The organism is Streptomyces clavifer, from assembly GCF_036345975.1.
Taxonomy (GTDB): Bacteria; Actinomycetota; Actinomycetes; order Streptomycetales; family Streptomycetaceae; genus Streptomyces; species Streptomyces clavifer.
The window spans coordinates 3,054,364-3,079,628 of record NZ_CP107793.1 but is presented as its reverse complement, the minus strand read 5'-3'; the positions used below and the strand labels follow the sequence as shown (position 1 = coordinate 3,079,628).

Annotated in this window: 21 protein-coding genes; 16 read left to right on the top strand and 5 right to left on the bottom strand. The window is 72.7% G+C overall.

Annotated features, from left to right (window positions below):
- Nucleotides 1-200: 200 nt before the first annotated feature.
- The 10 genes from hutU to OG927_RS13140 all read left to right on the top strand — a co-directional run bounded on the left by hutU (nt 201) and on the right by OG927_RS13140 (nt 12,964).
- Nucleotides 201-1,862 (top strand): urocanate hydratase, encoded by a 1,662-nt coding sequence (gene hutU / locus OG927_RS13185; protein ID WP_056798951.1) that lies wholly within the window; start codon nt 201-203, stop codon nt 1,860-1,862.
- A gap of 77 nt (nt 1,863-1,939) precedes the next feature.
- Nucleotides 1,940-3,154: an allantoate amidohydrolase gene (locus OG927_RS13180; protein ID WP_056799597.1), complete on the top strand. Its 1,215-nt coding sequence runs from the start codon at nt 1,940-1,942 to the stop codon at nt 3,152-3,154.
- Complete coding sequence (locus OG927_RS13175) at nt 3,145-4,512, top strand: formimidoylglutamate deiminase (protein WP_124282125.1); 1,368 nt, start codon at nt 3,145-3,147, stop codon at nt 4,510-4,512. Before OG927_RS13180 ends, OG927_RS13175 begins: the two co-directional genes overlap by 10 nt.
- Nucleotides 4,513-4,541: 29 nt before the next feature.
- Entirely contained in the window at nt 4,542-5,714 is a 1,173-nt protein-coding gene (hutI, locus tag OG927_RS13170; RefSeq protein WP_330320201.1) for an imidazolonepropionase, read from the top strand.
- A 148-nt stretch (nt 5,715-5,862) separates the two neighbouring features.
- Nucleotides 5,863-6,960: a GNAT family N-acetyltransferase gene (locus OG927_RS13165; RefSeq protein ID WP_241191859.1), complete on the top strand. Its 1,098-nt coding sequence runs from the start codon at nt 5,863-5,865 to the stop codon at nt 6,958-6,960.
- A gap of 77 nt (nt 6,961-7,037) precedes the next feature.
- Nucleotides 7,038-8,369, top strand: coding sequence for a glycosyltransferase (locus OG927_RS13160; protein WP_330320200.1), 1,332 nt, complete (start codon nt 7,038-7,040; stop codon nt 8,367-8,369).
- A 59-nt stretch (nt 8,370-8,428) separates the two neighbouring features.
- The gene (locus OG927_RS13155) at nt 8,429-9,208 is read left to right on the top strand and encodes a polysaccharide deacetylase family protein (protein ID WP_056798938.1); all 780 of its coding nucleotides are present in this window, start codon (nt 8,429-8,431) and stop codon (nt 9,206-9,208) included.
- Between the two features lie 200 nt (nt 9,209-9,408).
- Complete coding sequence (locus OG927_RS13150) at nt 9,409-11,313, top strand: hypothetical protein (RefSeq protein WP_330320199.1); 1,905 nt, start codon at nt 9,409-9,411, stop codon at nt 11,311-11,313.
- Between the two features lie 101 nt (nt 11,314-11,414).
- Nucleotides 11,415-11,837 (top strand): DUF1616 domain-containing protein, encoded by a 423-nt coding sequence (locus tag OG927_RS13145; protein ID WP_241191862.1) that lies wholly within the window; start codon nt 11,415-11,417, stop codon nt 11,835-11,837.
- The gene (locus tag OG927_RS13140; RefSeq protein WP_330320198.1) at nt 11,834-12,964 is read left to right on the top strand and encodes a glycoside hydrolase family 26 protein; all 1,131 of its coding nucleotides are present in this window, start codon (nt 11,834-11,836) and stop codon (nt 12,962-12,964) included. Before OG927_RS13145 ends, OG927_RS13140 begins: the two co-directional genes overlap by 4 nt.
- Here OG927_RS13140 and OG927_RS13135 read toward each other — a convergent pair.
- From OG927_RS13135 to OG927_RS13125, 3 genes are all read right to left on the bottom strand, one after another.
- Nucleotides 12,939-15,092 (bottom strand): lipopolysaccharide biosynthesis protein, encoded by a 2,154-nt coding sequence (locus OG927_RS13135; protein ID WP_330320197.1) that lies wholly within the window; start codon nt 15,090-15,092, stop codon nt 12,939-12,941. The two genes, OG927_RS13140 and OG927_RS13135, sit on opposite strands and share 26 nt — an antisense overlap.
- Nucleotides 15,085-16,233 (bottom strand): DegT/DnrJ/EryC1/StrS family aminotransferase, encoded by a 1,149-nt coding sequence (locus OG927_RS13130; RefSeq protein WP_056798932.1) that lies wholly within the window; start codon nt 16,231-16,233, stop codon nt 15,085-15,087. Before OG927_RS13130 ends, OG927_RS13135 begins: the two co-directional genes overlap by 8 nt.
- A 179-nt stretch (nt 16,234-16,412) precedes the next feature.
- A complete protein-coding gene (locus OG927_RS13125; protein ID WP_056798929.1) occupies nt 16,413-17,357 on the bottom strand; it encodes an RNA polymerase sigma factor SigF in 945 nt (314 codons plus the stop codon).
- A gap of 289 nt (nt 17,358-17,646) precedes the next feature.
- Between OG927_RS13125 and OG927_RS13120 the strand changes: the two genes are divergently transcribed.
- Nucleotides 17,647-18,015 (top strand): STAS domain-containing protein, encoded by a 369-nt coding sequence (locus OG927_RS13120; protein ID WP_056798927.1) that lies wholly within the window; start codon nt 17,647-17,649, stop codon nt 18,013-18,015.
- A gap of 198 nt (nt 18,016-18,213) precedes the next feature.
- On the top strand, nt 18,214-18,708 hold the full coding sequence (locus OG927_RS13115) for an ATP-binding protein (protein WP_056798924.1): 495 nt from the start codon (nt 18,214-18,216) through the stop codon (nt 18,706-18,708).
- 200 nt (nt 18,709-18,908) lie between these two features.
- Here the strand turns inward: OG927_RS13115 and OG927_RS13110 are convergent, their stop codons facing one another.
- Nucleotides 18,909-20,399 (bottom strand): oligopeptide:H+ symporter, encoded by a 1,491-nt coding sequence (locus OG927_RS13110; RefSeq protein WP_056798921.1) that lies wholly within the window; start codon nt 20,397-20,399, stop codon nt 18,909-18,911.
- A 485-nt stretch (nt 20,400-20,884) separates the two neighbouring features.
- Here OG927_RS13110 and OG927_RS13105 point away from each other — a divergent pair, with 485 nt between their 5' ends.
- Complete coding sequence (locus tag OG927_RS13105; RefSeq protein WP_056798918.1) at nt 20,885-21,562, top strand: response regulator transcription factor; 678 nt, start codon at nt 20,885-20,887, stop codon at nt 21,560-21,562.
- Between the two features lie 15 nt (nt 21,563-21,577).
- Entirely contained in the window at nt 21,578-22,843 is a 1,266-nt protein-coding gene (locus OG927_RS13100; protein ID WP_056798916.1) for an ATP-binding protein, read from the top strand.
- 62 nt (nt 22,844-22,905) lie between these two features.
- Here the strand turns inward: OG927_RS13100 and OG927_RS13095 are convergent, their stop codons facing one another.
- Complete coding sequence (locus OG927_RS13095) at nt 22,906-23,424, bottom strand: GtrA family protein (RefSeq protein ID WP_319102318.1); 519 nt, start codon at nt 23,422-23,424, stop codon at nt 22,906-22,908.
- A 163-nt stretch (nt 23,425-23,587) separates the two neighbouring features.
- Between OG927_RS13095 and OG927_RS13090 the strand changes: the two genes are divergently transcribed.
- Nucleotides 23,588-24,727 carry a 5-(carboxyamino)imidazole ribonucleotide synthase gene (locus OG927_RS13090; protein WP_124282130.1) on the top strand — a complete coding sequence of 380 codons (1,140 nt, stop codon included), beginning with the start codon at nt 23,588-23,590 and terminating at the stop codon, nt 24,725-24,727.
- A complete protein-coding gene (gene purE / locus OG927_RS13085; protein ID WP_056798911.1) occupies nt 24,724-25,260 on the top strand; it encodes a 5-(carboxyamino)imidazole ribonucleotide mutase in 537 nt (178 codons plus the stop codon). The genes OG927_RS13090 and purE overlap by 4 nt, the downstream gene beginning before the upstream one ends.
- The last annotated feature ends 5 nt before the right edge of the window (nt 25,261-25,265 follow it).

Genomic DNA, 25,265 nt, shown 5'->3' with positions numbered 1-25,265 from the left:
AAGAGGCTACGCAACGTGCACGTTCCTGGTGGAAGTTCTGGCATTTTCCAGTGGTACATGCGCGGCGCGGTGTAGGGCGGGGGCGGCAACCGCCTGGCCCGCGCCCTGTTGACTAGGAGTATTCAGAACGTCAGGATGTGAATAGAAAAAGGAACAGCTGTCGAACGGTCGTAGTGAGCAGTCGCGAGGAGGCATTCCCCATGTCAGGACCCCGCCCCGTACGGGCACCGCGCGGTACGGAACTGAGCGCCCTGGGATGGCAGCAGGAAGCCGCCCTCCGCATGCTGCAGAACAACCTCGACCCCGAGGTCGCCGAGCACCCCGACAAGCTCGTCGTCTACGGCGGCACGGGCAAGGCCGCCCGCGACTGGCGGTCGTTCGACGCCATGGTCCGTACGCTGCGGACCCTGAAGCAGGACGAGACGATGCTCGTCCAGTCCGGGCGGCCCGTCGGCGTCATGCAGACCCACGAGTGGGCGCCGCGTGTCCTGATCGCCAACTCCAACCTGGTCGGCGACTGGGCCAACTGGGAGGAGTTCCGCCGGCTGGAGGCCCTCGGACTCACCATGTACGGCCAGATGACCGCCGGTTCCTGGATCTACATCGGGACGCAGGGCATCCTCCAGGGCACGTACGAGACGTTCGCCGCCGTGGCCGCCAAGAAGTTCGGCGGCACGCTGGCCGGCACCATCACGCTGACGGCCGGACTAGGCGGCATGGGCGGCGCCCAGCCGCTGGCCGTGACCATGAACGACGGCGTGGCCCTCTGCATCGACTGCGACCCGCGCGCCATCGAGCGCCGGATCGAGCACCGCTTCCTGGACGTCCGGGCCGACTCGTTGGAGCACGCGCTCCAGTTGGCCGTCGAGGCGCGCGACGCGCGGCGCCCGCTCTCCATCGGCCTGCTGGGCAACGCCGCGGAGCTGCTGCCCCGCATGCTCGCCGAGGGTGCCCCGGTCGACATCGTCACCGACCAGACGAGCGCCCACGACCCGCTCGCCTACCTGCCGGTCGGCGTGGACTTCGACGACATGGCCTCGTACGCGGCCGAGAAGCCGGCCGACTTCACGCTGCGCGCCCGCGAGTCGATGGCCGCGCATGTCGAGGCGATGGTCGGCTTCATGGATGCCGGGGCCGAGGTCTTCGACTACGGCAACTCGATCCGGGGCGAGGCCCGGCTCGCCGGGTACGCGCGGGCGTTCGACTTCCCGGGCTTCGTGCCCGCGTACATCCGGCCCCTCTTCTGCGAGGGCAAGGGGCCGTTCCGGTGGGCGGCGCTGTCGGGCGAGGCGTCCGACATCCACAAGACGGACAAGGCGATGCTCGAACTCTTCCCGCAGAACGAGTCGTTGCACCGCTGGATCAGGATGGCCGGCGAGCGCGTCCACTTCCAGGGTCTGCCCGCCCGGATCTGCTGGCTCGGATACGGCGAGCGCGACAAGGCCGGGGAGCGCTTCAACGACATGGTCGCGAGCGGGGAGCTGGCCGCGCCCCTGGCCATCGGACGCGACCACCTGGACTGCGGTTCGGTCGCCTCGCCGTACCGCGAGACCGAGGCCATGCTCGACGGTTCCGACGCGATCGCGGACTGGCCGCTGCTGAACGCCATGGTCAACGTGGCCTCGGGGGCGTCCTGGGTGTCCCTGCACCACGGGGGCGGCGTAGGGATGGGGCGCTCCATCCACGCGGGGCAGGTCACCGTCGCCGACGGCACGAAGCTGGCGGGCGAGAAGATCCGCCGGGTGCTCACGAACGACCCGGGCATGGGGGTCGTCCGGCACGTCGACGCCGGGTACGACATCGCGGAGTCCGTCGCGGCCGACCAGGGCGTGCGGGTCCCCATGGCGGAGGGGGAGCAGTGACGTCCCCGGCGGGCGGGCACGGCCGGGCGTCCGGAGCCACGGCGCCCGGCGGGAGTCCGCCGCCCTCCTTCCAGGACATGTGGCGGGACCTCGCACCCATCGGGCGGCACGCCGGCAGCGGCGGCTACCGGAGGTACGCCTGGACCGGGGCCGACACCGAGTGCCGGGAGTGGTTCCGGGAGCAGGCCGAGGCGCGCGGGCTGGACTACGAGACCGACCGGAACGGGAACCAGTGGGCCTGGCTCGGCGACCCGCTCGCCGGGGACGCCGTCGTCACCGGATCGCACCTCGACTCCGTGCCGGACGGGGGCGCCTTCGACGGGCCCCTCGGCGTGGTGTCCTCCTTCGCCGCGCTCGACGAACTCCGCCGCAGAGGGGCGGAGTTCACCCGGCCCCTCGCCGTCACCAACTTCGGCGACGAGGAGGGTGCCCGCTTCGGGCTCGCCTGCGTCGGGTCCCGGCTGGCCGCCGGGCAGCTGACCGCCGAGAAGGCGCGTCTGCTCCGCGACGGCGACGGCGTCCCGCTGGCGCGGGCCATGGAGGCGGCCGGACACGACCCCGGCGCGATCGGCCCCGACCACGAACGGCTCGCCCGGGTCGGCGCGTTCGTCGAGCTCCACGTCGAGCAGGGGCGCGCCCTCGACCTGAGCGGGGACCCGGTCGGAGTGGCCTCCGCCATCTGGCCGCACGGCCGCTGGCGGTTCGACTTCCGGGGCGAGGCCAACCACGCGGGCACCACGCGGCTCGCCGACCGGCGCGACCCGATGCTCACCTACGCGGAGACCGTCCTGGCCGCCCGGCGGGAGGCCGCGCTCGCCGGTGGTCTCGCGACCTTCGGCAAGGTGGCCGTCGAGCCGAACGGGGTCAACGCGATCCCCTCCCTCGTGCGTGGCTGGCTCGACGCCCGGGCCGCCGACCAGGCCACCCTCGACGCCGTCGTCGACGGCGTCGAGCGGGCCGCCCGGGAGCACGCCGAGCGGGCCGGGACCGACCTCGACGTCGTACGGGAGTCCTTCACGCCCGTCGTGGAGTTCCAGCACGCGCTGCGCGACGAGATCCGCCGCGTGCTGGGGAAGCACGGTCCGGACGGCTCGGGGCGCACCGTGCCCGTGCTCGGCACCGGAGCCGGACACGACGCGGGTATTTTGTCCGCTTCCGTCCCGACCGCCATGCTGTTCGTACGGAACCCCACCGGGATCTCGCACTCGCCGGCCGAGCACGCCGCCGAGGACGACTGCGTGGCCGGGGTGATCGCACTCGCCGACGTACTGGAAGGTCTCGCGTGCAGCTGACAGTTCGACCCACGGGCACACCGGTCACAGCCACCTACTGGATGTCCCACGCCTGGCTCGGCACGCACGTCGAGCCGGGCGTCACCCTGGACGTGGCCGGGGGGCGCATCGCCGGTGTCCGTACGGGCATCGACGCGCCACCGCCCGGCGCCACAGCCCTGCGCGGGCTGACCCTCCCCGGGCTGGCCAACACCCACTCGCACGCCTTCCACCGGGCGCTGCGCTCCACGGTCCAGGTGGGCTCGGGCACCTTCTGGACCTGGCGCGAGCTCATGTACCGGGCGGCCTCCCGGCTCACCCCCGACACCTACTTCGACCTGGCCCGTGCCACGTACGCCGAGATGGCCCTGGCCGGCATCACCTCCGTCGGCGAGTTCCACTACCTGCACCACGCGCCCGGCGGCACGCCCTACGACAACCCGAACGCCATGGGCGAGGCGCTCATCGCGGCAGCGGACGCGGCGGGCATCCGCATCACCCTGCTGGACACCGCCTACCTCGCCGCGGGATTCGGTGAGAGGCCCAACCGCCACCAGCTCCGCTTCAGCGACACCACCGCCGACGCCTGGGCCGAGCGCGCCTCCCTCCTCAAGGGCGGCGACCACGCGCTGATCGGTGCCGCCATCCACTCCGTACGGGCCGTCCCGGCCGGTCAGCTGGCCACCGTGGTGCGGTGGGCCGAGGAGCGGGGAGCGCCGCTCCACGTCCACCTCTCCGAGCAGACCGCCGAGAACGACGCCTGCCTCACCGCCCACGGCCGCACCCCCACCCGGCTCCTCGCCGACCACGGGGTCCTCGGTCCGCGCACCACCGGCATCCACAACACGCACCTCACCGCCGAGGACATCGAGCTGCTGGGGAACTCCGGCACCGGCACCTGCATGTGCCCCACCACCGAACGCGATCTCGCCGACGGCATCGGACCGGCCGCCGCCCTCCAGCGGGCGGGTTCCCCGCTGTCCCTGGGCAGCGACAGCCACGCCGTGATCGACCTGTTCGAAGAGGCCAGGGCGATGGAGCTCAACGAGCGGCTGCGCACCCATGTGCGCGGCCACTGGACCGCGGCCGCCCTGCTGAGGGCCGCTTCCGCCGACGGCCACACCGCCCTCGGCCGCCCCGACGCCGGCACGCTCGAACCGGGCGCGCCCGCCGACCTCACCACCGTCGCCCTGGACTCCGTCAGAACAGCGGGGCCGGCGCCGCGGCTGGCGGCCGAGGCAGCGGTGTTCGCCGCCTCCGCGGCGGACGTGCGGCACACCGTCGTGGCGGGCCGTCACGTCGTCCGCGACGGTCGCCACACCCTGGTCGAGGACGTGCCCTCGGCACTCGCCGAGGCCATCGCCGCCCTGCACGGCTGATACCCGACACCGACGAAAGCTGCCTCCGGATGACGACCACCGCCATCACCGACATCGCCTGCCTGGTCACGAACGACCCCTCCCTCGGGGACGGGTCCCCCCTGGGCCTGATCCGGGACGCGGCCGTCGTCATCGACGGCGACCGCATCGTATGGGCCGGTGAATCGAACAGAGCGCCCGCCGCCGACAAGACCGTCGACGCGGGCGGCCGGGCCATGATCCCGGGCTTCGTGGACTCCCACTCCCACCTGGTGTTCGCGGGCGACCGCACCCAGGAGTTCAACGCGCGCATGTCCGGCCGCCCCTACTCCGCCGGCGGCATCCGCACGACCGTCGCCGCCACCCGTGCCGCGTCCGACGACGAGCTCTCCGCCAACGTCGCCCGCTACCTCGCCGAGGCGCTCCGGCAGGGAACCACCACCTGCGAGACCAAGTCCGGCTACGGCCTGACCGTCGAGGACGAGGCGCGCGCCCTGCGTATCGCCGCCCGCCACACCGACGAGGTCACCTTCCTCGGCGCGCACATCGTGTCGCCCGACTACGCCGACGACCCCGCGGGCTACGTGGACCTGGTCACCGGACCGATGCTGGACGCCTGCGCCCCGCACGCCCGCTGGATCGACGTCTTCTGCGAGCAGGGCGCCTTCGACGGGGACCAGGCCCGCGCCGTCCTCACGGCCGGAATTGCCAAGGGACTGCACCCCCGCGTGCACGCCAACCAGCTCGGCCACGGCCCCGGGGTCCAGCTCGCCGTCGAGCTCGACGCCGCGTCGGCCGACCACTGCACCCATCTCACCGACGCCGACATCGACGCACTCGGCCAGGGCGACACCGTCGCCACCCTGCTCCCCGGCGCGGAGTTCTCCACCCGCGCGGTCTGGCCTGACGCCCGCCGCCTCCTCGACGCGGGGGCCACGGTCGCCCTGTCCACGGACTGCAACCCGGGCTCCTCGTTCACCTCGTCCATGCCGTTCTGCATCGCCCTCGCCGTACGGGACATGGGCATGACCCCCGACGAGGCGGTCCGGGCCGCCACCGCCGGCGGTGCCGCGGCCCTGCGCCGCACCGACATCGGCCGCATCGCACCGGGTGCCCGCGCCGACCTCCTGCTCCTCGACGCGCCGAGCCACGTCCACCTCGCCTACCGGCCGGGCGTCCCGCTGGCCGACGCCGTGTGGCAGCGCGGCGCACGCGTCGCCTGACGCGTCGGCGGGGAAGGTCCCGACGGCGGAGGGCGGGACCCGACCCTCGGCCGGCCGGTCACCGGACGTCGTCGCCGTCTACCGCTGAGTGACCGCGGCCGGTACCGTTCTGGGGCAGCGTGGCTCAGGGGGTGGACCGGGGGGTCTGGTGAGCAGTCGGCGCATACGCGTGGTCAGGCCCGGAGATCTGGGCGCGGGGGACATCGAGACCTGGCGGGAGCTCCGGGCGAAGTCCGGTGCTCCGGCCCATCCGTTCATGGAACCGGAATTCACCCTTGCCGTCGGCCGTGTCCGGCCGCGCGCACGGGTGGCCGTGATCAGTGAGGACGACGGCGGCACGGCCGGCTTCTTCCCGTTCGAGCGGGGGCGGCTGGGCCACGGCACGGCGATCGGCTTCGGGGTGTCCGACCTCCAGGGGGCGGTGCTGCGCCCCGGCCTGCCGCTGGACCCGCAGACGCTGCTGCGGGCCTGCGGGCTCTCCACCTGGGAGTTCGACAACCTGGAGGAGAGACAGGGGCTCTTCGCACCGGACGCGGCCCGCTCGTACCCCTCCTACGTCATCGATGTGGGTGACGGCTACGAGAACTACGAGAAGGCGCTGCGCGCCCGGTCGCCCAAGTTCCTCAGGACGACCCTGGCGAAGGAGCGGAAGCTCGGCCGGCTGGCCGGTGAGGTGCGGTTCGTCCTCGACGAGCGGGATCCGGCCGTGCTGCGGACCCTGATGGAGTGGAAGTCCGCCCAGTACCGCAGGACCGGACGCCGTGACCGTTTCGCCAGGAAGTGGATCCGCGAGCTGGTGGAGTTCCTCTTCCACACCCGGGCACCCGGGTGCTCCGGCCTGCTCTCGGTCCTGTACGCGGGCGACCGGCCCGTGGCCGCCCACTTCGGGCTGCGCTCGCGCACGGTGCTCTCGTGCTGGTTCCCGGCGTACGCGACCGGGTTCGCGAAGTTCTCACCGGGGCTGATCCTGCACCTGTCGATGGCACGGGCGGCCGCGGGCGACGGTATCGGGATGCTCGACATGGGGCGCGGGGCGGCCGAGTACAAGGACGGTCTGAAGACCGGGGAACTCACCGTGTACGAGGGGGCGTCGGTCAGACCCGGAGTGGGCGCGGCCCTCCGGTGGGCCGGCCGGGAGCCCTCGCGGCGGGCCCACGGTTTCGTACGGAACCGTCCCCGGCTCGCGGGCCTGGCCCGGCGCGGTCTCGAACGGGCCGGGCGGCTGCGCGATCCGAAGACGCCGTAGCGGCGGAACACGCCACAGCACCGGAACACGCCGACGCCCGAACAGGCCATGGCGTCAGGACGGGGGGAGAGCACCGGATGCCGTACAGAACAGCACCGTTACCCGACACATCCCGGCTCGGCGGCATCGCCGTCACCGAGCTGGAGCTCGAAGCGCCGGACGGCTCGGGCCCACGGACCACGCCCGCCCCCGGCAGCCCACCGCTGGAGCGGGCGGCTCCGCCGACCGGGCGGCGCGACCGCGACGACCGGCGCGTCTACGCCCTCGTACGGCTGCGCGGGCGCCCGGTCGGCACGGTCGTCGGCCGGATCCGGGCGGGCGACGACCCGGCCACGGTCCTCGCCGAGCAGGCGGCGGACGAGATCGACCTGCCCGTCGGCCCGTCCCCGTCCGCGGCGGCCCACGCGCCCCGGGCCACCGTCGTCGTCGCCACCCGGGAGCGCCCCGGGCAGCTCGCCCGCGCCCTCGACTCGCTGCTCGCCCAGGACCATCCGGACTTCGAGATCGTGGTCGTCGACAACGCCCCGGTCACCACGGCCACCCGCGCCCTCGTCACCGCCGCATACCGGGACCGCGGCGTGCGCTACGCCTTGGAGCCCGTGCCCGGTCTGGCCTCGGCCCACAACCGGGGCATCGCCGAAGCGGGCGCGGACGTTCTCGCCTTCACGGACGACGACGTCGTCGCCGACCCGGGCTGGCTCACCGCCCTCACCCGGCCGTTCGCGGCCGACCCCCGGCTCGCCTGCGTCACCGGCCTGATCCTGCCCGCCCGGCTGAGCACCCCGGCGCAGATCCTGCTGGAGAGCCACGGCGGCTTCGCCAAGGGGTTCACCGAGCGCCGCTACGACCCGGCGCACCCCCCGGCCGACGAGCCCCTCTTCCCGTTCACCGCCGGACGGTTCGGATCCGGGGCCAGCATGGCCTTCCGTGCCGGGCCGCTGCGGGCGGTCGGCGGTTTCGACCCCGCCACCGGCACCGGCACCGCGGCCAGGGGAGGCGACGACCTGTACGCCTTCGTGCGGCTGCTCGCCGAAGGCCACCCGTTGCTCTACACACCCGACGCGATCGTCTGGCACCACCACCGCGAGAGCTGGGCGGACCTGTGCGGACAGGCCCACGGATACGGGGCGGGGCTCACCGCCTGCCTCACCGCGCTCCTGGTCCGCCGTCCGGCCCTGCTGCCCGCCCTGCTCGTCCGGCTGCCGCGCGGCCTCGCGCACGCCCGCACGATGACCGCGCCGCGTGCCACCGGGACGGCCGGAGTCCCCGGGGCGCACGGCACGTACACCCACCCGTGGCCCCGGCACCTGTCGCGGCTGGAGCGGCGCGGTCTGCTCTACGGCCCCGTCGGCTACGTCCGTGCCCGGCTCGCCGTCCGCGGCGTACGACGCCCCTGGGAGGGGAGATGAGCGCTCACGGACCGGACGGATCCCGCGCGCGCCGAGGAGCCTTGGCCGCTGCCGTACCCGTGCTGCTCTACCACGCGGTGATGGAGGACCCGCCGGAGTGGATCGCCGAATTCACCGTCACGCCCCGGGCGTTCGCGGAGCAGCTCGACGCGATCGTGGACAGCGGGCGCACGCCCGTCCCGGTCAGCGCCCTCGTCGGCCGTCTGGCGGGCCGGGTACAACTGCCCGACCGGCCGGTCGTCCTCACGTTCGACGACGGCTTCGCCGATCTGCCGGGCCCGACGGCGGAGGCGCTCGCCGGGCGCTCGATGCCCGCCACCGCCTACCTCACCACCGGGGCGCTGGACCCGTCCGGCGACGGCTGCCTGCTGCCGCCCGGACCGATGATGACCCTGGCGCAGGCGCCGCTGCTGGAGCAGTACGGCATGGAGGTGGGCGGGCACACCGTCACCCATGCCCAGCTGGACACGCTGTCCGGTGCGCGGCTGCGGCGCGAACTCGTCGACTCGAAGCGGGCCTTGGAGGACGTGCTCGGGCACGGGGTGACGCACCTCGCCTATCCGCACGGGTACAACAGCGGGGCCGTGCGCCGCGCCGCCCGGGACGCCGGGTACGAGAGTGCGGTGGCCGTCCGGCACGCACTGAGCTCCCTCCGGGACGAGCCCTTCCGGATCGCGCGGCTGATCCTGCGGCGGCACCACACCGTGCGGGACGTGGAGCGGTGGATGGCGGGGGAGGGCGCCCCCGGGGCGCCGTTCGCCGACTCGCTCCCGACGGTGGGATGGCGGTGGTACCGGCGGGCGCGGGCGGCGGCCCGGGGGCCGGTGTTCGCGGGCTGAGGAGCGCGCGCACCCCCGCCGGGCCCACGCGAGGACGGCCCGGCGCGGGCGGCCACCACGCGGTCGGCCACCACGCGGTCGGCCGCAGGACCGGTGACGGACCGAGTGAAAGCCGTACAAAGGCGAAGCGCGTTCCTATACTTCGCTCAAGGGGACAGCGGCGTGACGGCCGCGACCACATCCGTGGGGGGAGTCGCACCGTGCAGCAGCATGTGCCCGTACCGGTCGCCGGGGGCGCCGCGGGGAGCGGTGGCACCGAGCCGCCGGAGCCGGGACCCCCGGCCACAGCCCCCCGGGCCCCCGCGCGCCTTCGCCGCCGCGCCGCGCCCGATCCGCAACTCCTGCTGAGCTGGCTGCCGTTACTGGTGGCAGCCGCACTCTGGGTCCACGCCCTGCCGCACATCGGGTTCCGCTCGATGGGCGAGTACGGCCTCCTCGACCGGCTGCCCGTCACCTACTACCTGTCCCTCCTCGTCCTCACCGCGGGCTTCCTGGCCACCCTGCGCCGCGCGGGCACCGCTCCGTGGTGGCCCGCCCTGCACTGCGCCGCACTGCTGACGGCACTCAAGGGCGTCCCCGCCGTGCTGTACGACTCCGAGCGCTACCCCTGGGCCTCCAAGCACGACGCGGTCATCGACCACCTGCTGGCCAACGGCGAGCTGCGCCCGAGCGAGGGCCTGTCCGGCAACATGTCGGCGTACGACCAGTGGCCCGGCTTCTTCACCCTCAACGCCGGGCTCGTCCGCGCCTTCGGGGCCGACGGCGCCGCCACGTATCTCAACTGGGCACCCATCGTCCTCGGCCTGCTGATGATGCCGGTCCTGATCCTGATCTACCGGACCTTCAGCGAGGACTGGCGCCTCGTGTGGACCGCCGTCTGGATCTTCCAGCTCGCCAACTGGGTGGGCCAGGACTACCTCGCCCCGCAGGGCCTCGCCCTCCTCCTCCACCTCGCCGTGCTCGCCGTCGTCCTGCGGCACTTCGTGCGCCCCGGATCGGCCGGACGGCTGCGTTCCCGCGCGTACCTCGACCCGGCCGCCGCGGCCGTGCCGCCGCCCACCGGCACCCGGCAGCGGGCGGTCTGCGTGGTGGTCCTCGTACCGGTGCTCGTCGCGGTCAACGCGGTGCACCAGCTCACCCCGGTGATGCTCTGTGCCACCCTGCTCGCCCTCAACCTCACCCGCCGCTACCGCAACCCCGGACTGCTCGTCGTGGCCGGCCTCCTCATGCTGGCCTGGGACCTGACCATGGGCCGCCCGCTGTTCACCGAGACGCTGGGCACCCTGCGTGAATCGCTCGGCGAGATCACGCGGAACTCCCGGGCGGGGTACGCGGGGCAGCTCACCGGGGCGGGCCCCGAGCTCGCGGGGCGGGCCAACGTCGTGATGGTGCTCGCCGTCGCCGCCCTCGCGGGCACGGCCCTCCTGCTGCGGCGCCGCCTGGTGCACAGCGCCCTGCCGCTGCTGCTCGCATCCGCCGCCCCCGTACCGCTGTTCGTGGTCAACGACTACGGCGGTGAGATGCTCTTCCGGGTCTACCTGTTCGCGCTGCCCGGCGCAGCCTTCTTCGCCGCGGCCGCACTCGTGCCGGCGGCCGGCGGGAGCGGGGCGCACCGGGTCCGTCCGGCGGTACGCAGGATCAGCGCCGTCGCGCTCCCGGTGTCACTGGTGGCGCTGCTCGCCGGGTTCATGCCGTCGTACTACGGCAAGGAGCAGATGAACTACACCCCGCCGGCCGAGACCGCGCTCGTCACCCGCGCCATCGACCGGGCTCCGGACGGAGCGCTGATCCTGGCCACCACGGGCTCCTTCCCGCGGGCGCTGCACCGCTACGACGAGCTGGAGCACTGGTTCTTCGCGGAGCAGGAGCTGCCGGAGAACGTCGCCATGCTCAAGGACCCGGCGCACTACCTCGCGACCCGTCTGCCGCCGGATGCCACGGCCTACGTCATCCTCACGCGCACCCAGGACGTCTACACCGCCGGCGAAGGGCTGCTGCCGCCCGGCGGATTCGCCGGACTGACCAGGGACCTCGGCGCCTCGCCGCTCTTCCGCGTCGTCGAGCGCACCGGGCACGGAGTCGTCCTGCGGTACGTCGGCCCCTAGGCCGGCGCGCGGCGGACAGCAGGCCGGCGAACCGGCAGCCGGCGAACCAGCAGGCAGCGGAACCCGCACACCAGGAGTCCGGCACACCAGGAGGCCGCCCCGTGTCCGAGCAACGTCAACCGATACTCCCCGTCCGGCAGACCCTGATCAGGGCGGGCGTGGCGCTCTCCGGGTGGGTGGCGCTCTCCGTGACCGCGCTGCCGGGCGGTTCGCCCCTGCGCTGGGCGCCCGTGCTCCTCTTCGTCTGCTTCGGCCCCGGCCTCGCCCTGCTGTATCCGCAGCCCGGGGCGCCCGGGCCCGGTGCCCGGCTCGAGACGGCGGCCCTCGCCGCGCCCTTCGGGCTCTCGCTCGCCGTTCTCACCGCCACCGCCCTCTTCCTGGTGGAGGCGTTCTCGGCGACCGCCTTCCTGGTGTCGCTCGCCGCGTTCACCACACTCGTCGCCGCGCTGCCCGGGCTTCCGCTGCCGGCGGCCACCCGGGGTGCCGTCGGGCGGAGCAGGCCCCGGCCCGGGAGGCGCCGATGAGCGGCCCCCGCACGGTGGCACCGCACCGCCGCCGCACGCACCTGGTGCTCGCCCTGGTCTCCGTCGCCGCGCTGCTGGCCGGACTCGCCGCCTGGCTCGGTACACCCTCCTCCGGGAGCGGCGACACCCTGCCCCCGGCCGGCGCCCTGCCCGCCGACGCGGCCACCGGCGCCGTGCCCGGTGGGGCCTGCGCTCCCACGGCCACGCTCGTCCCGCCCTGCGGAGCCTGGTGGGGTGCCTACGTCCCGCACGACAGGAACGGGTCGCTCCAGGGGGCCGTTCACGCGTTCGAGGAGAAGATCGGCCGGAGGCTCGACCTCCTCTACACGTACCACGACATGTCGGACAGCGAGCTCGACGGGCAGCTCCTCACCCCCGACGAACAGGTCCTGGGCCGGGACCGGATGCTGATGCTGGCCTGGGAGTCCACGGTGTGGCGCGAGCCCCGTCACGCCGGTTGGACCGAGGACCAGCTGGGCTGGGCGAAGGTCGCCTCGGGGGCGTACGACCGCGAGATCATCGACCCGCAGGCCCGCCGCGTCAAGGCGTACGGGAAGCGGGTCTTCCTCTCCTTCGACCAGGAGGTCGACGCCCGGGTCGGGGACGCGGGCACTCCTGAGGAGTACGTCGCCGCCTACCGCCACCTCCACGAGCGCTTCGAGGAGCTCGGCGTGGACAACGTGGTGTGGGTGTGGACGGTCTCCGGCTACCTCGGAGCGGGAGCGCTCTTCGAGCGGCTCTACCCGGGCGACGACTACGTCGACTGGATCGGCATGGACCAGTACAACTACTTCACCTGCCACCGGACCACCGACTGGAAGGAGTTCGACCGCAGCCAGCGGCCGGCGTACGACTGGCTGCGCACCCGGATCAGCGCCGAGAAGCCCCTGATGTTCGCCGAGTTCGCCACGGTGCCCGATCCTGCGGACCCGGACCGCCAGCGCGCCTGGTACGAGGGAATCCCGGAGGCCGTGCGCACCATGCCCCGGGCCAAGGCGCTGGTGCACTGGAACCGGGCGGTGCCGGGCGAGGGCTGCGACCTCACGGTCAACAGCGGACCCGGCCTGGAGGGGTACCGCACGGCCGGCCAGGACGACTACTTCAAGCAGCCGGTCCCCGGCCGCTGACCCGCGCGCAGACGGCGTACGCCACCGCCGTGACCGCGAACAGCCCGCAGAAAACCGGCAGTCCGGCGGCGGCGAAGGCGTCCTGCGCCGCCCACCCGGCCACCGCGAGCACCCACACCAGCGCGGCCGCGGCCCGCCGGTGGACGCCCGCGGTCCGCAGCAGGACGGCCACCAGGGCCAGACAGAGCAGCTGGAGCGCGAACGGCAGTCCCCGGAGCACCGCGGCGGGGGAGGCCGGCCCCACGACCTCGGCCAGGAAGCCGGCGAGCGCCCCGTGCCACTCCCGTGAGGCGGCCGGCGGCAGGATGCCGAGGAGCAGCGGGGCGGAGTGCAGGGCCGCCACCGTCACCAGCAGCGCCGCCCCGGTCAGCGCGCGCCGGGGGCAGGGCGTGGTGGCGGCAGCGCTGTACACGACGATCATGAGCACCCCGGCGGTCACGGTGACCGGGGGCAGCGCGTCGACGAGCTCCTCGCCCGTCAGCCGGTCGTGGCCGGCCCGCGCGACCCGCACCAGCGGCACCCAGAAGAGCCCGGCCGCGAGCCCCAGCAGCAGCCACAGCACCTCGCCGGTCCGCGACACGACACGCTCCCGGTCCGTGGCCGTGGACCCGGCGTCGCGCACGCAGACGGGAATGCCGAAGGCCGGGGTCACCGTGTCATGGGCGCCGCGCAGGTACACCGTGTCGGAGGTCCAGTCCGCCCCGTACTCCTCGGCCCGCCGCTCCCGGCCGCGCTGCGCCGCCGACCGGGCCCAGCTCGTCCCGAAGTCCTCGTCCCGCCCGTCCCCGTGCCCTCTCCCGGTGCCGGACGTCCGCCGGCCGAGCGCCGTGCGCAGTCCCAGCGCGGAGGCGGTCGCCACCGCCGTCATGCTCAGCAGCATCGCCCAGCCGGCCCCCGCGATCCCCAGCGGACCGAGCAGCAGCGCCGCGCTGCCCAGCACGAGTGCGCACATCACGGCCTGCAGGACGGCCAGCGCTCCGGTGCGCCCCTGCACCCGCAGCACGCCGATGTACAGCTCGACCAGGACGCGGGGGAGTGCGGCGACGGCCAGCAGCCGCAGGACGAGGGTGCCGTGGTCGGCGTACTCGTGGCCGAACGGGGCGAGGATGTACGGGGCGAACAGGACCAGGACGAGCACGACGGGGACGAGCAGCACCGCCATCCGGCGGAGCGCCCCGCGTACGCCTTCGGCGAGGTGGCCGGGGGTGTGCGAGGCGTGCGCGGTGAGGGAGGAGGCCATGTTGATGGCCATGAACTCCATGGTGCCGCCGACGGTGTACGCGATGTAGAAGAAGCCGTTGTGCGCGGCGTCGAAGCGGACGGCCACCATCACCGGCAGCAGGTTGATCATGGCGAGGCTGAAGAGCGCGCCGACCGAGTCCCCGGCGAGGAACCGGCCGATCTCGCGCAGCCGGGGCGGTTCGCGGTCCCGTTCCGATCCCGCCTGACGCGGGATCAGCCTGCGGAAGACCAGCCATCCCAGGGGCAGTACGGACAGGGCCGTCGCGGCGGCCCAGGACACGAAGACGCCGAGGACGGGCAGGGCGGTGGCGAAGGCGGCGAGCAGCAGCAGCTTGCCGAGGGAGAACGCGGCGTTGCCCACGGGCACCCAGACGGCCTTGCGCAGCCCGGTCAGCACCCCGTCCTGGAGGGTGAGGACCGCCCAGGCGACGCACGAACCGGTGAAGACCAGCCCGGCGGACAGGGTGCCGAGCGGGGCGTACGAGTCCCCCCACAGGTCCAGCGTGAGCAGGAAGACCACGCAGACCAGTGCGACGACGACGGAGCTGACCAGGTAGGTGCCGGCGACCAGGGAGGCGGTGGCGCGTCCGGCACGGGGCACGTACCGCACCACGGCGCCGATCATGGTGGTCGCGGTGACCGAGGCCAGCAGGCGCATCGCGGCGATGGCCGCGGAGCCCTGGCCGACGGCCTCCTCGGTGTAGTAGCGGGCGGCGACCAGCCAGAAGCCCAGGCCGAGGGCGGCGGAGACACCCGTGGAGAGCATCAGGGCGTAGGCGTTGCGGAACATCGAGTCGCCGCTCGTACCGTCGCGGTCCGCGGACGCGCCGGCCCCGCTGTCCGGCCCCGCGTCGGCGTCCGGGCCGGCTCTGGCGGTGTCAGTCACCGGGCAGCCCCCGCGCGGGCTCGACGCCCGCCGCTCCGAGGACGTCGATGACCGGTCCGGCGCGCAGCGGGTCGACGGGCAGCGCGTGACGGGCGAACCGGGCCGCGTTGGCGGGGGAGGGGGACGGGTCGGTGAACCGCTCGCCCGCGTACGTGTCGAGCGGCGGGTCGTAGAGGTAGCCGACGGTGATCCGTCGACGGGCGAGGGCCGCGACGGCCGCGTCCCGGTCGTGCACCAGCAACGGCACCCGGAACAAGGGCTGTACGCGGGCACCGGCGCTGCCCGGGGCGGCCCAGCGGGTGGCGAGGAGACGCTCCGTCCCCGCCCGGTGGGCGGCGAGCCGGTCGTCGAGGCGGGCCAGCAGGCGTGCGATCCGGCGCCACCGCAGGCGCCCCGGGGCGACCCGGTAGTCGTGCATGTCGACGCGGACCCAGGAATGGAAACCGCTCAGCGAGGGTGCGGAGGCCAGCGCCCGCTGCAGCTCGGCGGACCGCAGCGGCATCCGGATCTCCTCGCGTTCCTGCAGCCCGAGGAGTCGCAGGGCCCACCACGCGGCCGGGGCGAGCCGCAGCGCCCGCACCGTCGCCTCCGCGTACGGGCGTACGGCATAGGCGAGTTCGGCCGTGAGCGCGACCGGGTCCAGGAGGGCGTCACGGGCCTGCTCCAGCGGGGCGCGCAACGCCGGGTCGGCGAGGGCGAGGAAGCCTCCGGCCCTGGCGCCCGCGTGCTTGGAGAGGCTGAAGACGGCCGCGTCCCCGAAGGTCCCGACGGGCCGGCCGTCCACCTCGCTGCCGATGGCGTGCGCCGCGTCCTCGATCAGCGCGATGCCCAGCCGGTCGCAGCGCTCGCGCAGCCGGCCGGCCGGGTCGGGATGTCCGTACAGATTGGTGGTGAGGACGGCCGAGAGGCCGCTCCACACGGAGTCGGGCACGGCGTCCACGTCGAGGGAGCCGTCCGTGGCGGACAGCGGTGCCTGGACGGGGCGCAGACCCGCGGCGAGGACGACGAAGAGGATGACGTCGTCGTTGACCGGGGACATCAGCACCCTGCCCCCGGGCTCGCACCAGTGGCGGAGCGCCAGGTAGAGGCCGAACCGGCACGACGGGACGTACAGGCATTCCCGGCCGAGCCGCGCCCGCATCACCGCCTCCGGCGCGGCGGGGCCGACCGGACCGCTCTCCCCATGAGCCATGTGTTCCCCCCAGAACCATGCCCAATGTGGCCCAGTCCGTGGCACTTCGTCAACAATGCGGAAGGACCCGCCCGTTGCCGGGGCAGGTCCTTCCGCAACGACGTACCGGTGGTGCCGGGGACGTCGGATCACTCCTCCACGGTCAGGCCCTTCCTGAGCTTGACCAGCGTCCGGGAGAGCAGCCGGGACACGTGCATCTGCGAGATGCCGAGCTCCTCGCCGATCTCCGACTGCGTCATGTTGGCGACGAACCGCAGGGAGAGGATCGTGCGGTCGCGCAACGGCAGGGAGGCGATCAGCGGCTTCAGGGACTCGACGTACTCGATGCCTTCGAGTCCGTGGTCCACATAGCCCATGCGGTCCGCGAGGGCCCCCTCGCCGTCGTCGTCCTCGGGCTTGGCGTCCAGGGAGCTCGCGGTGTACGCGTTGCTCGCGGCCATGCCTTCGACGACTTCGTCGGCGGGGATGCCGAGCCGGTCGGCCAGCTCGGGCACGGTGGGCGCGCGGTCCAGCTGCTGGGCGAGCTCGTCACCCGCCTTCGCGAGGTCCAGCCGCAGCTCCTGCAGGCGGCGTGGGACGCGCACCGACCAACTGGTGTCGCGGAAGAACCGCTTGACCTCGCCGATGATGGTCGGCATCGCGAACGTCGGGAACTCGACGCCCCGGCTGAGCTCGAAGCGGTCGATCGCCTTGATCAGACCGATCGTGCCGACCTGGACGATGTCCTCCATGGGCTCACTGCGCGAGCGGAACCGGGAGGCGGCGAACTTGACCAGGGCCAGGTTGAGCTCGACCAGGGTGTTGCGGACGTACGCGTACTCGTGGGTGCCCTCCTCGAGGGTTTCGAGCCGCGCGAAGAGGGTCTTCGACAGTGCCCTGGCGTCCAGGGCACCGACCTCGGCGTAGGGGGGGATCTCGGGGAGTCCCTCCAGGCCCTCGCTCATGAGGTCGTCGGTGTACTCGCTGCGCGGGCCCGGAACGGCGCTCGCGGCGGGGGAGTCGGAATCGGTCGGTCCCTGAGGACATGCCGACGTCGCGATGCGGGTACGCGATACGTCGAGCCGGGGTGACATGGTTCTCCTCCATCGTTCTCGGCATATGGCTGCCGATGCCCCTACGTGTTCCTGCGGTGAAGCGGCGCCTCCGAAGCCGATCGAATGTCCGGGTCGTGATGTCCTCTCTACCCTTACCCGGTTCGAGCCACGAGTGACAAGCTCCAAATAAGGCTTATGTCCGCTTTGTTGAGTTCTCTGACTACCGTGTGGCGAGGGAAACGCGTAAGGTTTTACGCACGTCGGCGGAAGCCACGAAGACGGCCGCGCACAGTGCGCGGACAGTGACGGACGGCGAAGAGGATCGGCAATGGACCGCGGGACGGTCGGCAGTGCGAACCGGGGTCGGCTACAGGTCGACGTCCGGACGGAGGGGCCCAGCGAGGTCGTGACACCGGTGGGCGAGCTTGATCACCACACGGCCGACCTGCTGCGCGAGCCGTTGGAGGGCGCGGTCGATCAGGGGCGTGCGCGCCTGGTGGTCGACTGCTCGCGGCTCGAGTTCTGTGATTCCACCGGTCTGAACGTGTTGCTCGGTGCACGCCTGAAGGCCGAGGCGGCCGGGGGCGCGGTTCATCTGGCCGGAATGCTGCCCGTGGTGGCCCGTGTCTTCGAGATCACGGGGGCCGATGCGGTGTTCACCGTCCACGCCTCGCTCGAAGACGCTCTGCGCACCTGACGGCGGCCTTCCTGCCGCTTGTCCGGCCCCCGACGCCCCGTGCACCGCACACGTCATGCTTGTGGCGCGGCGGAATGGGTGTCGGCACGGTTCGGCCGGGCAGGAGACACCCTGTCGGGGTCATGGACCACGCACACGCTGTATCTGATCAAGAATCTGTTCGATGGCAACTCGGTGAATCGGTGAGGTGAAGCGCTGATGAGCACCACCCGGCAACATCCGCCGGGCGGCCTCGGCCGCGAGCCGGACGGTACGGGCCCCGCAGCCTCTGCCGTACCGGCTGACCGGCAGTGGCGCACGCTCTCGCTGCGGCAGGCCAGCGGTATCGTGCCGATGGCCCGTGATTTCGCCCGGCAGGCCCTGCACGAATGGGGCTGGCTCCCAGCGACCGGCGCCGACCGGCGGGCCGCCGCCGAGGACGTCCTGCTGGTCGTCTCCGAGCTCGTCACGAACGCCTGCCTGCACGCGGACGGTCCCGAGGAGCTCCGCATCGCCTGCTCGCCCAAGGTGCTGCGGGTCGAGGTCGTGGACCGCGGCGCGGGCCAGCCCACTCCCCGCACCCCGCACCGCGCGGGACGGCCCGGCGGGCACGGCATGTTCATCGTGCAGCGGCTCTGCCTGGACTGGGGTGTCGCGCGTACGCCGGACGAGCCCGGCAAGACCGTATGGGCGGAGCTCGCGGCACCCGCGTAGTCCCGCCTCCCCCGCAGTACCCGAAGAGCGCACCGGAGACGGTGCGCTCTTCCTTCGTCTGCCGTGCCGGCCCCGGACCGGCCGGGCGGCCCCGTCCGCCCGCCCGGGACCGATCACCCGCCGCCGCCCGCCCGGGAACGACGTGGGGGCCGTCGCACCGGTCCGGTGCGACGGCCCCCACGTACGGGCGGGCGTCCGCGTCAGCGGACGTTGCCCATGAGCGCCTTGACCTTGCCGCGGTACATGAAGATCGCGACACCCGCGACCACCGCGAGGGCGGCCTGGAGCGCCACCACCCCGGTGCCGTTGAGCTCGACACCCGCGATGGACAGCAGGCCCGTGGTGCAGTCGCCGGCGGTGACCGCCAGGAACCAGACACCCATCATCTGGCTGGCGTACTTGGCCGGAGCCATCTTCGTGGTCACCGAGAGGCCGACCGGGGAGAGCGTCAGCTCCGCGACGGTCTGCACGAAGTAGATCGCCACCAGCCACATCGCGGCGGCCTTGTGGCCGTCGCCCGCGATCGTCAGCGGCATCAGGAACAGGAAGAACGACGCGCCGACCAGCACCAGGCCGGAGCTGAACTTCACGATCGTGCTGGGCTCCTTGCCCCGCCGGTTCAGCGCCATCCAGAAGGCGGCGAAGACCGGGGCCAGCGCCATGATCAGGACCGGGTTGACCGACTGGTACCAGGAGACCGGGAAGTCCCAGCCGAGGACCGAGTTCTCGGCCGAGGACTCGGCGAAGATCGCCAGGGTCGAACCACCCTGGTCGTAGATCATCCAGAAGATGGCGGCGGCGACGAAGAACCAGATGTAACCGGACATCTTCGACTGCTCGGCGGCGCTGAGGTCCTTGTCGCGCTTGATGCGCGTCAGGACGACCACCGGGATGAGCAGACCCGCGATCGTGATCGGGACGAGCAGCCAGTTCAGCGTGTAGACGCCGGTGACGACCGTACCGATGTAGAAGACGGCTGCGACGGCCATCCAGATCATGGCCTTGCGCAGCGTCGAGGCGCGCTCGACGGCGGACAGCGGCTTCGGGACGATCAGGCTGCGCTCGTTCAGGTGGCGCGTGCCGAGCAGGAACTGGGCGACGCCCAGACCCATGCCGAGCGCGGCGAGGGCGAAGCCCAGGTGCCAGTTCACGTTCTCGCCGACGGTGCCGATGACCAGCGGAGCGGCGAAGGCACCCATGTTGATGCCCATGTAGAAGATGGTGAAGCCACCGTCGCGGCGCGGGTCGTCCGGGCCGTCGTAGAGGTGGCCGACCATCGTGGAGATGTTCGACTTCAGCAGACCGGAACCGATCGCCACCAGGCCGAGGCCGGCGAAGAAGGTGCCCTCCGAGGGCAGGGCCAGCGTCAGGTGCCCGAGCATGATGACGCCGCCGGCGATGGCGACGGTCTTGCGCGGGCCCCACACGCGGTCGCCGAACCAGCCGCCGGGCAGGGCGAGGAGGTACACCAGCGACAGGTAGACCGAGTAGATGGCAGTGGCCGTACCCGGGTTCATGTCGAGCCCGTTGGGCGCGATCAGGTAGAGCGGGAGAAGGGCGCGCATGCCGTAATAGCTGAAGCGCTCCCACATCTCGGTCATGAAGAGAGTGGCCAGGCCGCGGGGGTGGCCGAAGAAGGTCTTCTCCGAACCAGACGTACTGGCCGAGTCCTTCGTCAGGCTGGACGCCATGATCGATCCTTGCTGGTCGGGACGCGTCACCGCAGGGGTGGTACGCGCCCGGTGGGGGGTGGCCGGCACCGGCAGGGCCGTGCCCCACCCCCGACGCCTCGAGGGATTCGAACCGGTCACCGGCTCCGTGGGGGAGCGGGGGCGGACTCGGGGACCGACCACACCGGGATCCACGCCCGGTGCGCTCCACGCGCTCCGGGCCCGGCCCATAGGTCATTCACTGGTCAGAGCCGGCGGGAACCGGCCCGCACACAAAAGGGACCCTTGGCGCTATGAGCTACCCAAAGGTCCTTCGGTGGTGCAACAGGCGTCGAGCCACCATACGACACGACACGCGGGGATATGGAAGGACTTGAGAGATGGATCACAGGTGGTGGTGGGCCCGCGGTCTCATGTTCGAAGGTGGATGACCGATTCGTGGCCCATACCCGCAGGGCTTGTCGAGCGCCTCACCCCGGGCGCCCGGTGCGGACTACCATCACTGCATGACCCGTGTACTGCTCGCCGAGGACGACGCATCCATCTCGGAGCCACTGGCCCGCGCCCTGCGTCGTGAGGGTTACGAGGTCGAGGTCCGCGAGGACGGTCCGACCGCACTCGACGCCGGACTCCAGGGAGGCATCGACCTGGTCGTGCTCGACCTGGGGCTGCCGGGAATGGACGGCCTGGAGGTGGCGAGACGGCTGCGCGCCGACGGTCACGCCGTACCGATCCTCGTCCTGACCGCCCGCGCCGACGAGGTCGACACGGTGGTCGGCCTGGACGCCGGCGCCGACGACTACGTCACCAAGCCCTTCCGCCTCGCCGAGCTCCTCGCCCGGGTCCGGGCCCTCCTGCGCCGCGGGGCGTCCGAGCCCGCCCCGCAGCCCGCCACCCACGGCGTGCGGATCGACGTCGAGTCGCACCGTGCCTGGATGGGCGAGGAGGAACTCCAGCTCACCGCGAAGGAGTTCGACCTGCTGCGGGTCCTCGTCCGGGACGCGGGCCGGGTCGTCACCCGCGACCAGCTGATGCGCGAGGTGTGGGACACCACCTGGTGGTCCTCCACGAAGACCCTCGACATGCACATCTCCTGGCTCCGCAAGAAGCTCGGCGACGACGCCGCCAATCCCCGCTACATCGCCACCGTCCGGGGCGTCGGCTTCCGGTTCGAGAAGAGCTGACGTACAGGAACAGTCATGCGCCGCCGACTGATCAACTCCACGCTCGCCGTGGTGCTCGTGGTGATCGCCGTCTTCGGCGTCTCCCTCGTCATCGTCGAGACCCGGACCATCAGCAACAGCGCCCAGGAGAGCGTCGACTCCGAGGCGCTGCGGCTGATCAGTGTCGTCGAGAGCCGCCTGCTGGGCGCGGAACGGATCAGCCCCGACGTGCTGTCCGAACAGGTCGGCCCCGACCGTTACGCACGCGTCGAGATCCCGGGGCGGGCCCCCATCGAGGTCGGTGAGCGGCCCACGGACAGCGTCATCAGCAGCTCGGAGACGGGGGAGCAGGGCGAGAAGGTCACCGTCGAGGAGTCCCGCTCCGCCGTCACCCGGGAGGTCGGCCGGACCCTGCTGATCATCGGGGCGGTGGCGCTCCTCGCGATCGTCTCCGCCGTACTCCTCGCCGTACGCCAGGCCAACCGCCTGACGTCACCGCTCACCGACCTCGCCGAGACCGCCGAACGCCTGGGCTCGGGCGACCCGCGCCCCCGGCGCAAGCGGTACGGGGTCACCGAGCTGGACCGGGTCGCGGACGTCCTGGACGCCTCCGCCGAGCGGATCGCCCGGATGCTGACCGCCGAACGGCGCCTCGCCGCGGACGCCTCGCACCAGCTCCGCACCCCGCTGACCGCCCTCTCGATGCGCATCGAGGAGATCTACTCCACCGACGACCCGGACACGGTCAAGGAGGAGGCGAGCATCGCGCTCACCCAGGTCGAGCGGCTCACCGACGTGGTGGAGCGGCTGCTGACCAACGCACGTGACGCACGCACCGGCTCCGCCGTGGTCTTCGACCTCGACGAGGTCGTCAAGCAGCAGCTGGAGGAGTGGCGCCCGGCCTACCGCAGCGCGGGCCGCGCCGTCGTCTGCTCCGGGAAGCACGGGCTGCAGGCCGTCGGCACCCCCGGCGCGGTCGCCCAGGTGCTGGCCGCGCTGATCGAGAACTCCCTGATGCACGGCGGCGGCACCGTCGCCCTGCGCACGCGTGTCACCGGCAACCAGGTCGTCGTCGAGGTGACCGACGAAGGCCCCGGGGTGCCCGCCGACCTCGGCGCACGGATCTTCGAGCGGACCATCAGCGGCCGCAACTCCACGGGGATCGGCCTCGCCGTCGCCCGGGACCTCGCGGAGGCCGACGGCGGCCGGCTCGAACTGCTGCAGCAGCAGCCCCCCGTCTTCGCCCTCTTCCTCAGCAGGGTCGCACCCACCCGCAAGGAACCGGAACGCCCGGTGCGGTGAGCGCCGGCCACCGGCGCACGCGTCGGCCCGGGCGCGCCGGCGGTGACCGCGGGCCCCGTGGGTCAGTGGCGTACGGGACCGGGGGCTACCTCGCCGGCGGGTCGTCGCTGCTCCAGAAACCGCTCCGTGTCGAGCACGGCCTCCTTGGCGGGCAGCGCCTTGAAGACCCAGGTGCGGTACGACCAGAAGCGGAACAGGGTGGCGATCCCGATGCCGAGGATCTTGAAGACGTTGCTCTGGACCGGGCTGTTCCACCCGAAGCCGTACGTGGCCGCGTAGAGCACGCCCGTCTCGATCAGCGCCCCGACGGCGCTGAACAGCAGGAACAGCGTCAGCTCCCGGGTCCGGCCGCTCTTGTCGCGCTCCCGGTAGGTCCAGTAGCGGAAGCCGACGTAGTTGAAGAGGATGGCGACGACCGTCCCCATCAGCCCGGCCCGCACCACCGGAATGTCCGTCGTGCGCCAGATCAGGTTGGAGACGGCGATGTTCACGACCAGGCCGAACGCACCGACCGCGCCGAACTTGGCGACCTCCCGGGCCAGCAGATCAAGCCGGGCCCGCAGGGCGCCCCGTTCGCTCATGGTGATCGCTCGTCCCGTCCGTCCGGTTCCGTCAACCCGGCCATGCTAACCAGCCCTCCCGTGTGATGCCCGTGAGCCGGCCGGACCGCGTGACGTGCACCCCTTTCCGGGGGTGCACGGGAGAGGGTGAGGGGACCTTCCGCGCGCCGGATACCCTGGACGCGTGACGTTCCCGGTAGTCGGCATGGTCGGCGGCGGTCAGCTCGCCCGTATGACCCACGAGGCGGGCATCCCCCTCGGCCTCAAGTTCAAGCTCCTCAGTGACACTCCTCAGGATTCGGCGGCCCAGGTGGTCAGCGAAGTCGTCGTCGGCGACTACCGCGACCTGGAGACGCTGCGCGCCTTCGCGCGCGGCTGCGACGTGATCACCTTCGATCACGAGCATGTGCCGACCGAGCACCTGCGGGCCCTGGAGGCGGACGGCATCCCCGTCCGCCCCGGCCCCGACGCCCTGGTGCACGCCCAGGACAAGGGGGTGATGCGCGCGAAGCTCACGGAGATCGGCGTGCCCTGCCCCCGCCACCGCATCGTGGAGGACGCCGCCGACGTCGCCGCCTTCGCCGAGGAGGGGGACGGCTTCCCCGTCATCCTCAAGACGGTCCGCGGCGGCTACGACGGCAAGGGCGTGTGGGTGGTCCGCTCCGAGGCCGACGCCGCCGAGCCCTTCCGCGCCGGCGTCCCCGTGCTCGCCGAGGAGAAGGTCGACTTCGTACGCGAGCTGGCGGCCAACATCGTCCGCTCGCCGCACGGCCAGGCCGTCGCCTACCCGGTCGTCGAGTCGATCCAGGTCGACGGCGTGTGCGACACCGTCATCGCCCCGGCCCCCGGGCTGGACGAGCGCCTCGCCGGCGAGGCCCAGCAGCTGGCGCTGCGGATCGCCGCCGAGCTCGGGGTGGTCGGCCACCTCGCGGTCGAGCTGTTCGAGACCCGCGACGGCCGCATCCTCGTGAACGAACTGGCGATGCGACCGCACAACTCCGGGCACTGGACCCAGGACGGCGCGATCACCTCGCAGTTCGCCAACCACGTGCGGGCCGTCCTGGACCTCCCGCTCGGCGACCCGCGCCCGCGTGCCACCTGGACGGTCATGTGCAACGTCCTCGGCGGCGACTACCCGGACATGTACCAGGCGTACCTGCACTGCATGGCCCGCGACCCGCAGCTCAAGATCCACATGTACGGCAAGGACGTGAAGCCCGGCCGCAAGGTCGGACACGTCAACACCTACGGCGACGACCTGGCGGACGTGCGGGAGCGCGCCCGGCACGCGGCCGACTACCTGCGAGGAACAATCACCGAATGACTTCCCCCGGTACCGCCCCTGTCATCGGCATCGTCATGGGCTCGGACTCCGACTGGCCCGTCATGGAGGCCGCCGCGAAGGCGCTCGCCGAGTTCGAGATCCCCTTCGAGGTGGACGTCGTCTCCGCGCACCGCATGCCGCACGAGATGATCGCGTACGGCGAGCGGGCGGCGGACCGCGGCCTGAAGGCGATCATCGCGGGCGCCGGGGGCGCGGCCCACCTCCCCGGCATGCTGGCGTCCGTGACCCCGCTCCCGGTCATCGGCGTCCCCGTACCGCTGAAGTACCTGGACGGCATGGACAGCCTGCTGTCCATCGTGCAGATGCCGGCCGGAGTCCCCGTCGCCACCGTCTCGGTCGGCGGCGCGCGCAACGCGGGCCTGCTCGCCGCCCGCATCCTCGCCGCCCACGACGGCGAGCTGCTGGCGCGTATGAAGGACTTCCAGCAGGAGCTGAACGAGCAGGCCACGGAGAAGGGCAAACGCCTGCGCGCCAAGGTCGAGGGCGCGGACTCCTTCGGCTTCGGGAAGTAGGCGCC

Excerpts from the sequence above, each read along its gene's own strand:
- hutU (WP_056798951.1), top strand. The coding sequence starts at position 201 with ATGTCAGGACCCCGCCCCGTACGGGCACCGCGCGGTACGGAACTGAGC.
- OG927_RS13180 (WP_056799597.1), top strand. The coding sequence starts at position 1,940 with ATGTGGCGGGACCTCGCACCCATCGGGCGGCACGCCGGCAGCGGCGGC.
- hutI (WP_330320201.1), top strand. The coding sequence starts at position 4,542 with ATGACGACCACCGCCATCACCGACATCGCCTGCCTGGTCACGAACGAC.
- OG927_RS13160 (WP_330320200.1), top strand. The coding sequence starts at position 7,038 with ATGCCGTACAGAACAGCACCGTTACCCGACACATCCCGGCTCGGCGGC.
- OG927_RS13140 (WP_330320198.1), top strand. The coding sequence starts at position 11,834 with ATGAGCGGCCCCCGCACGGTGGCACCGCACCGCCGCCGCACGCACCTG.
- OG927_RS13130 (WP_056798932.1), bottom strand. The coding sequence starts at position 16,233 with ATGCGGGCGCGGCTCGGCCGGGAATGCCTGTACGTCCCGTCGTGCCGG.
- OG927_RS13125 (WP_056798929.1), bottom strand. The coding sequence starts at position 17,357 with ATGTCACCCCGGCTCGACGTATCGCGTACCCGCATCGCGACGTCGGCA.
- OG927_RS13120 (WP_056798927.1), top strand. The coding sequence starts at position 17,647 with ATGGACCGCGGGACGGTCGGCAGTGCGAACCGGGGTCGGCTACAGGTC.
- OG927_RS13115 (WP_056798924.1), top strand. The coding sequence starts at position 18,214 with ATGAGCACCACCCGGCAACATCCGCCGGGCGGCCTCGGCCGCGAGCCG.
- OG927_RS13110 (WP_056798921.1), bottom strand. The coding sequence starts at position 20,399 with ATGGCGTCCAGCCTGACGAAGGACTCGGCCAGTACGTCTGGTTCGGAG.
- OG927_RS13105 (WP_056798918.1), top strand. The coding sequence starts at position 20,885 with ATGACCCGTGTACTGCTCGCCGAGGACGACGCATCCATCTCGGAGCCA.
- OG927_RS13100 (WP_056798916.1), top strand. The coding sequence starts at position 21,578 with ATGCGCCGCCGACTGATCAACTCCACGCTCGCCGTGGTGCTCGTGGTG.
- OG927_RS13095 (WP_319102318.1), bottom strand. The coding sequence starts at position 23,424 with ATGAGCGAACGGGGCGCCCTGCGGGCCCGGCTTGATCTGCTGGCCCGG.
- purE (WP_056798911.1), top strand. The coding sequence starts at position 24,724 with ATGACTTCCCCCGGTACCGCCCCTGTCATCGGCATCGTCATGGGCTCG.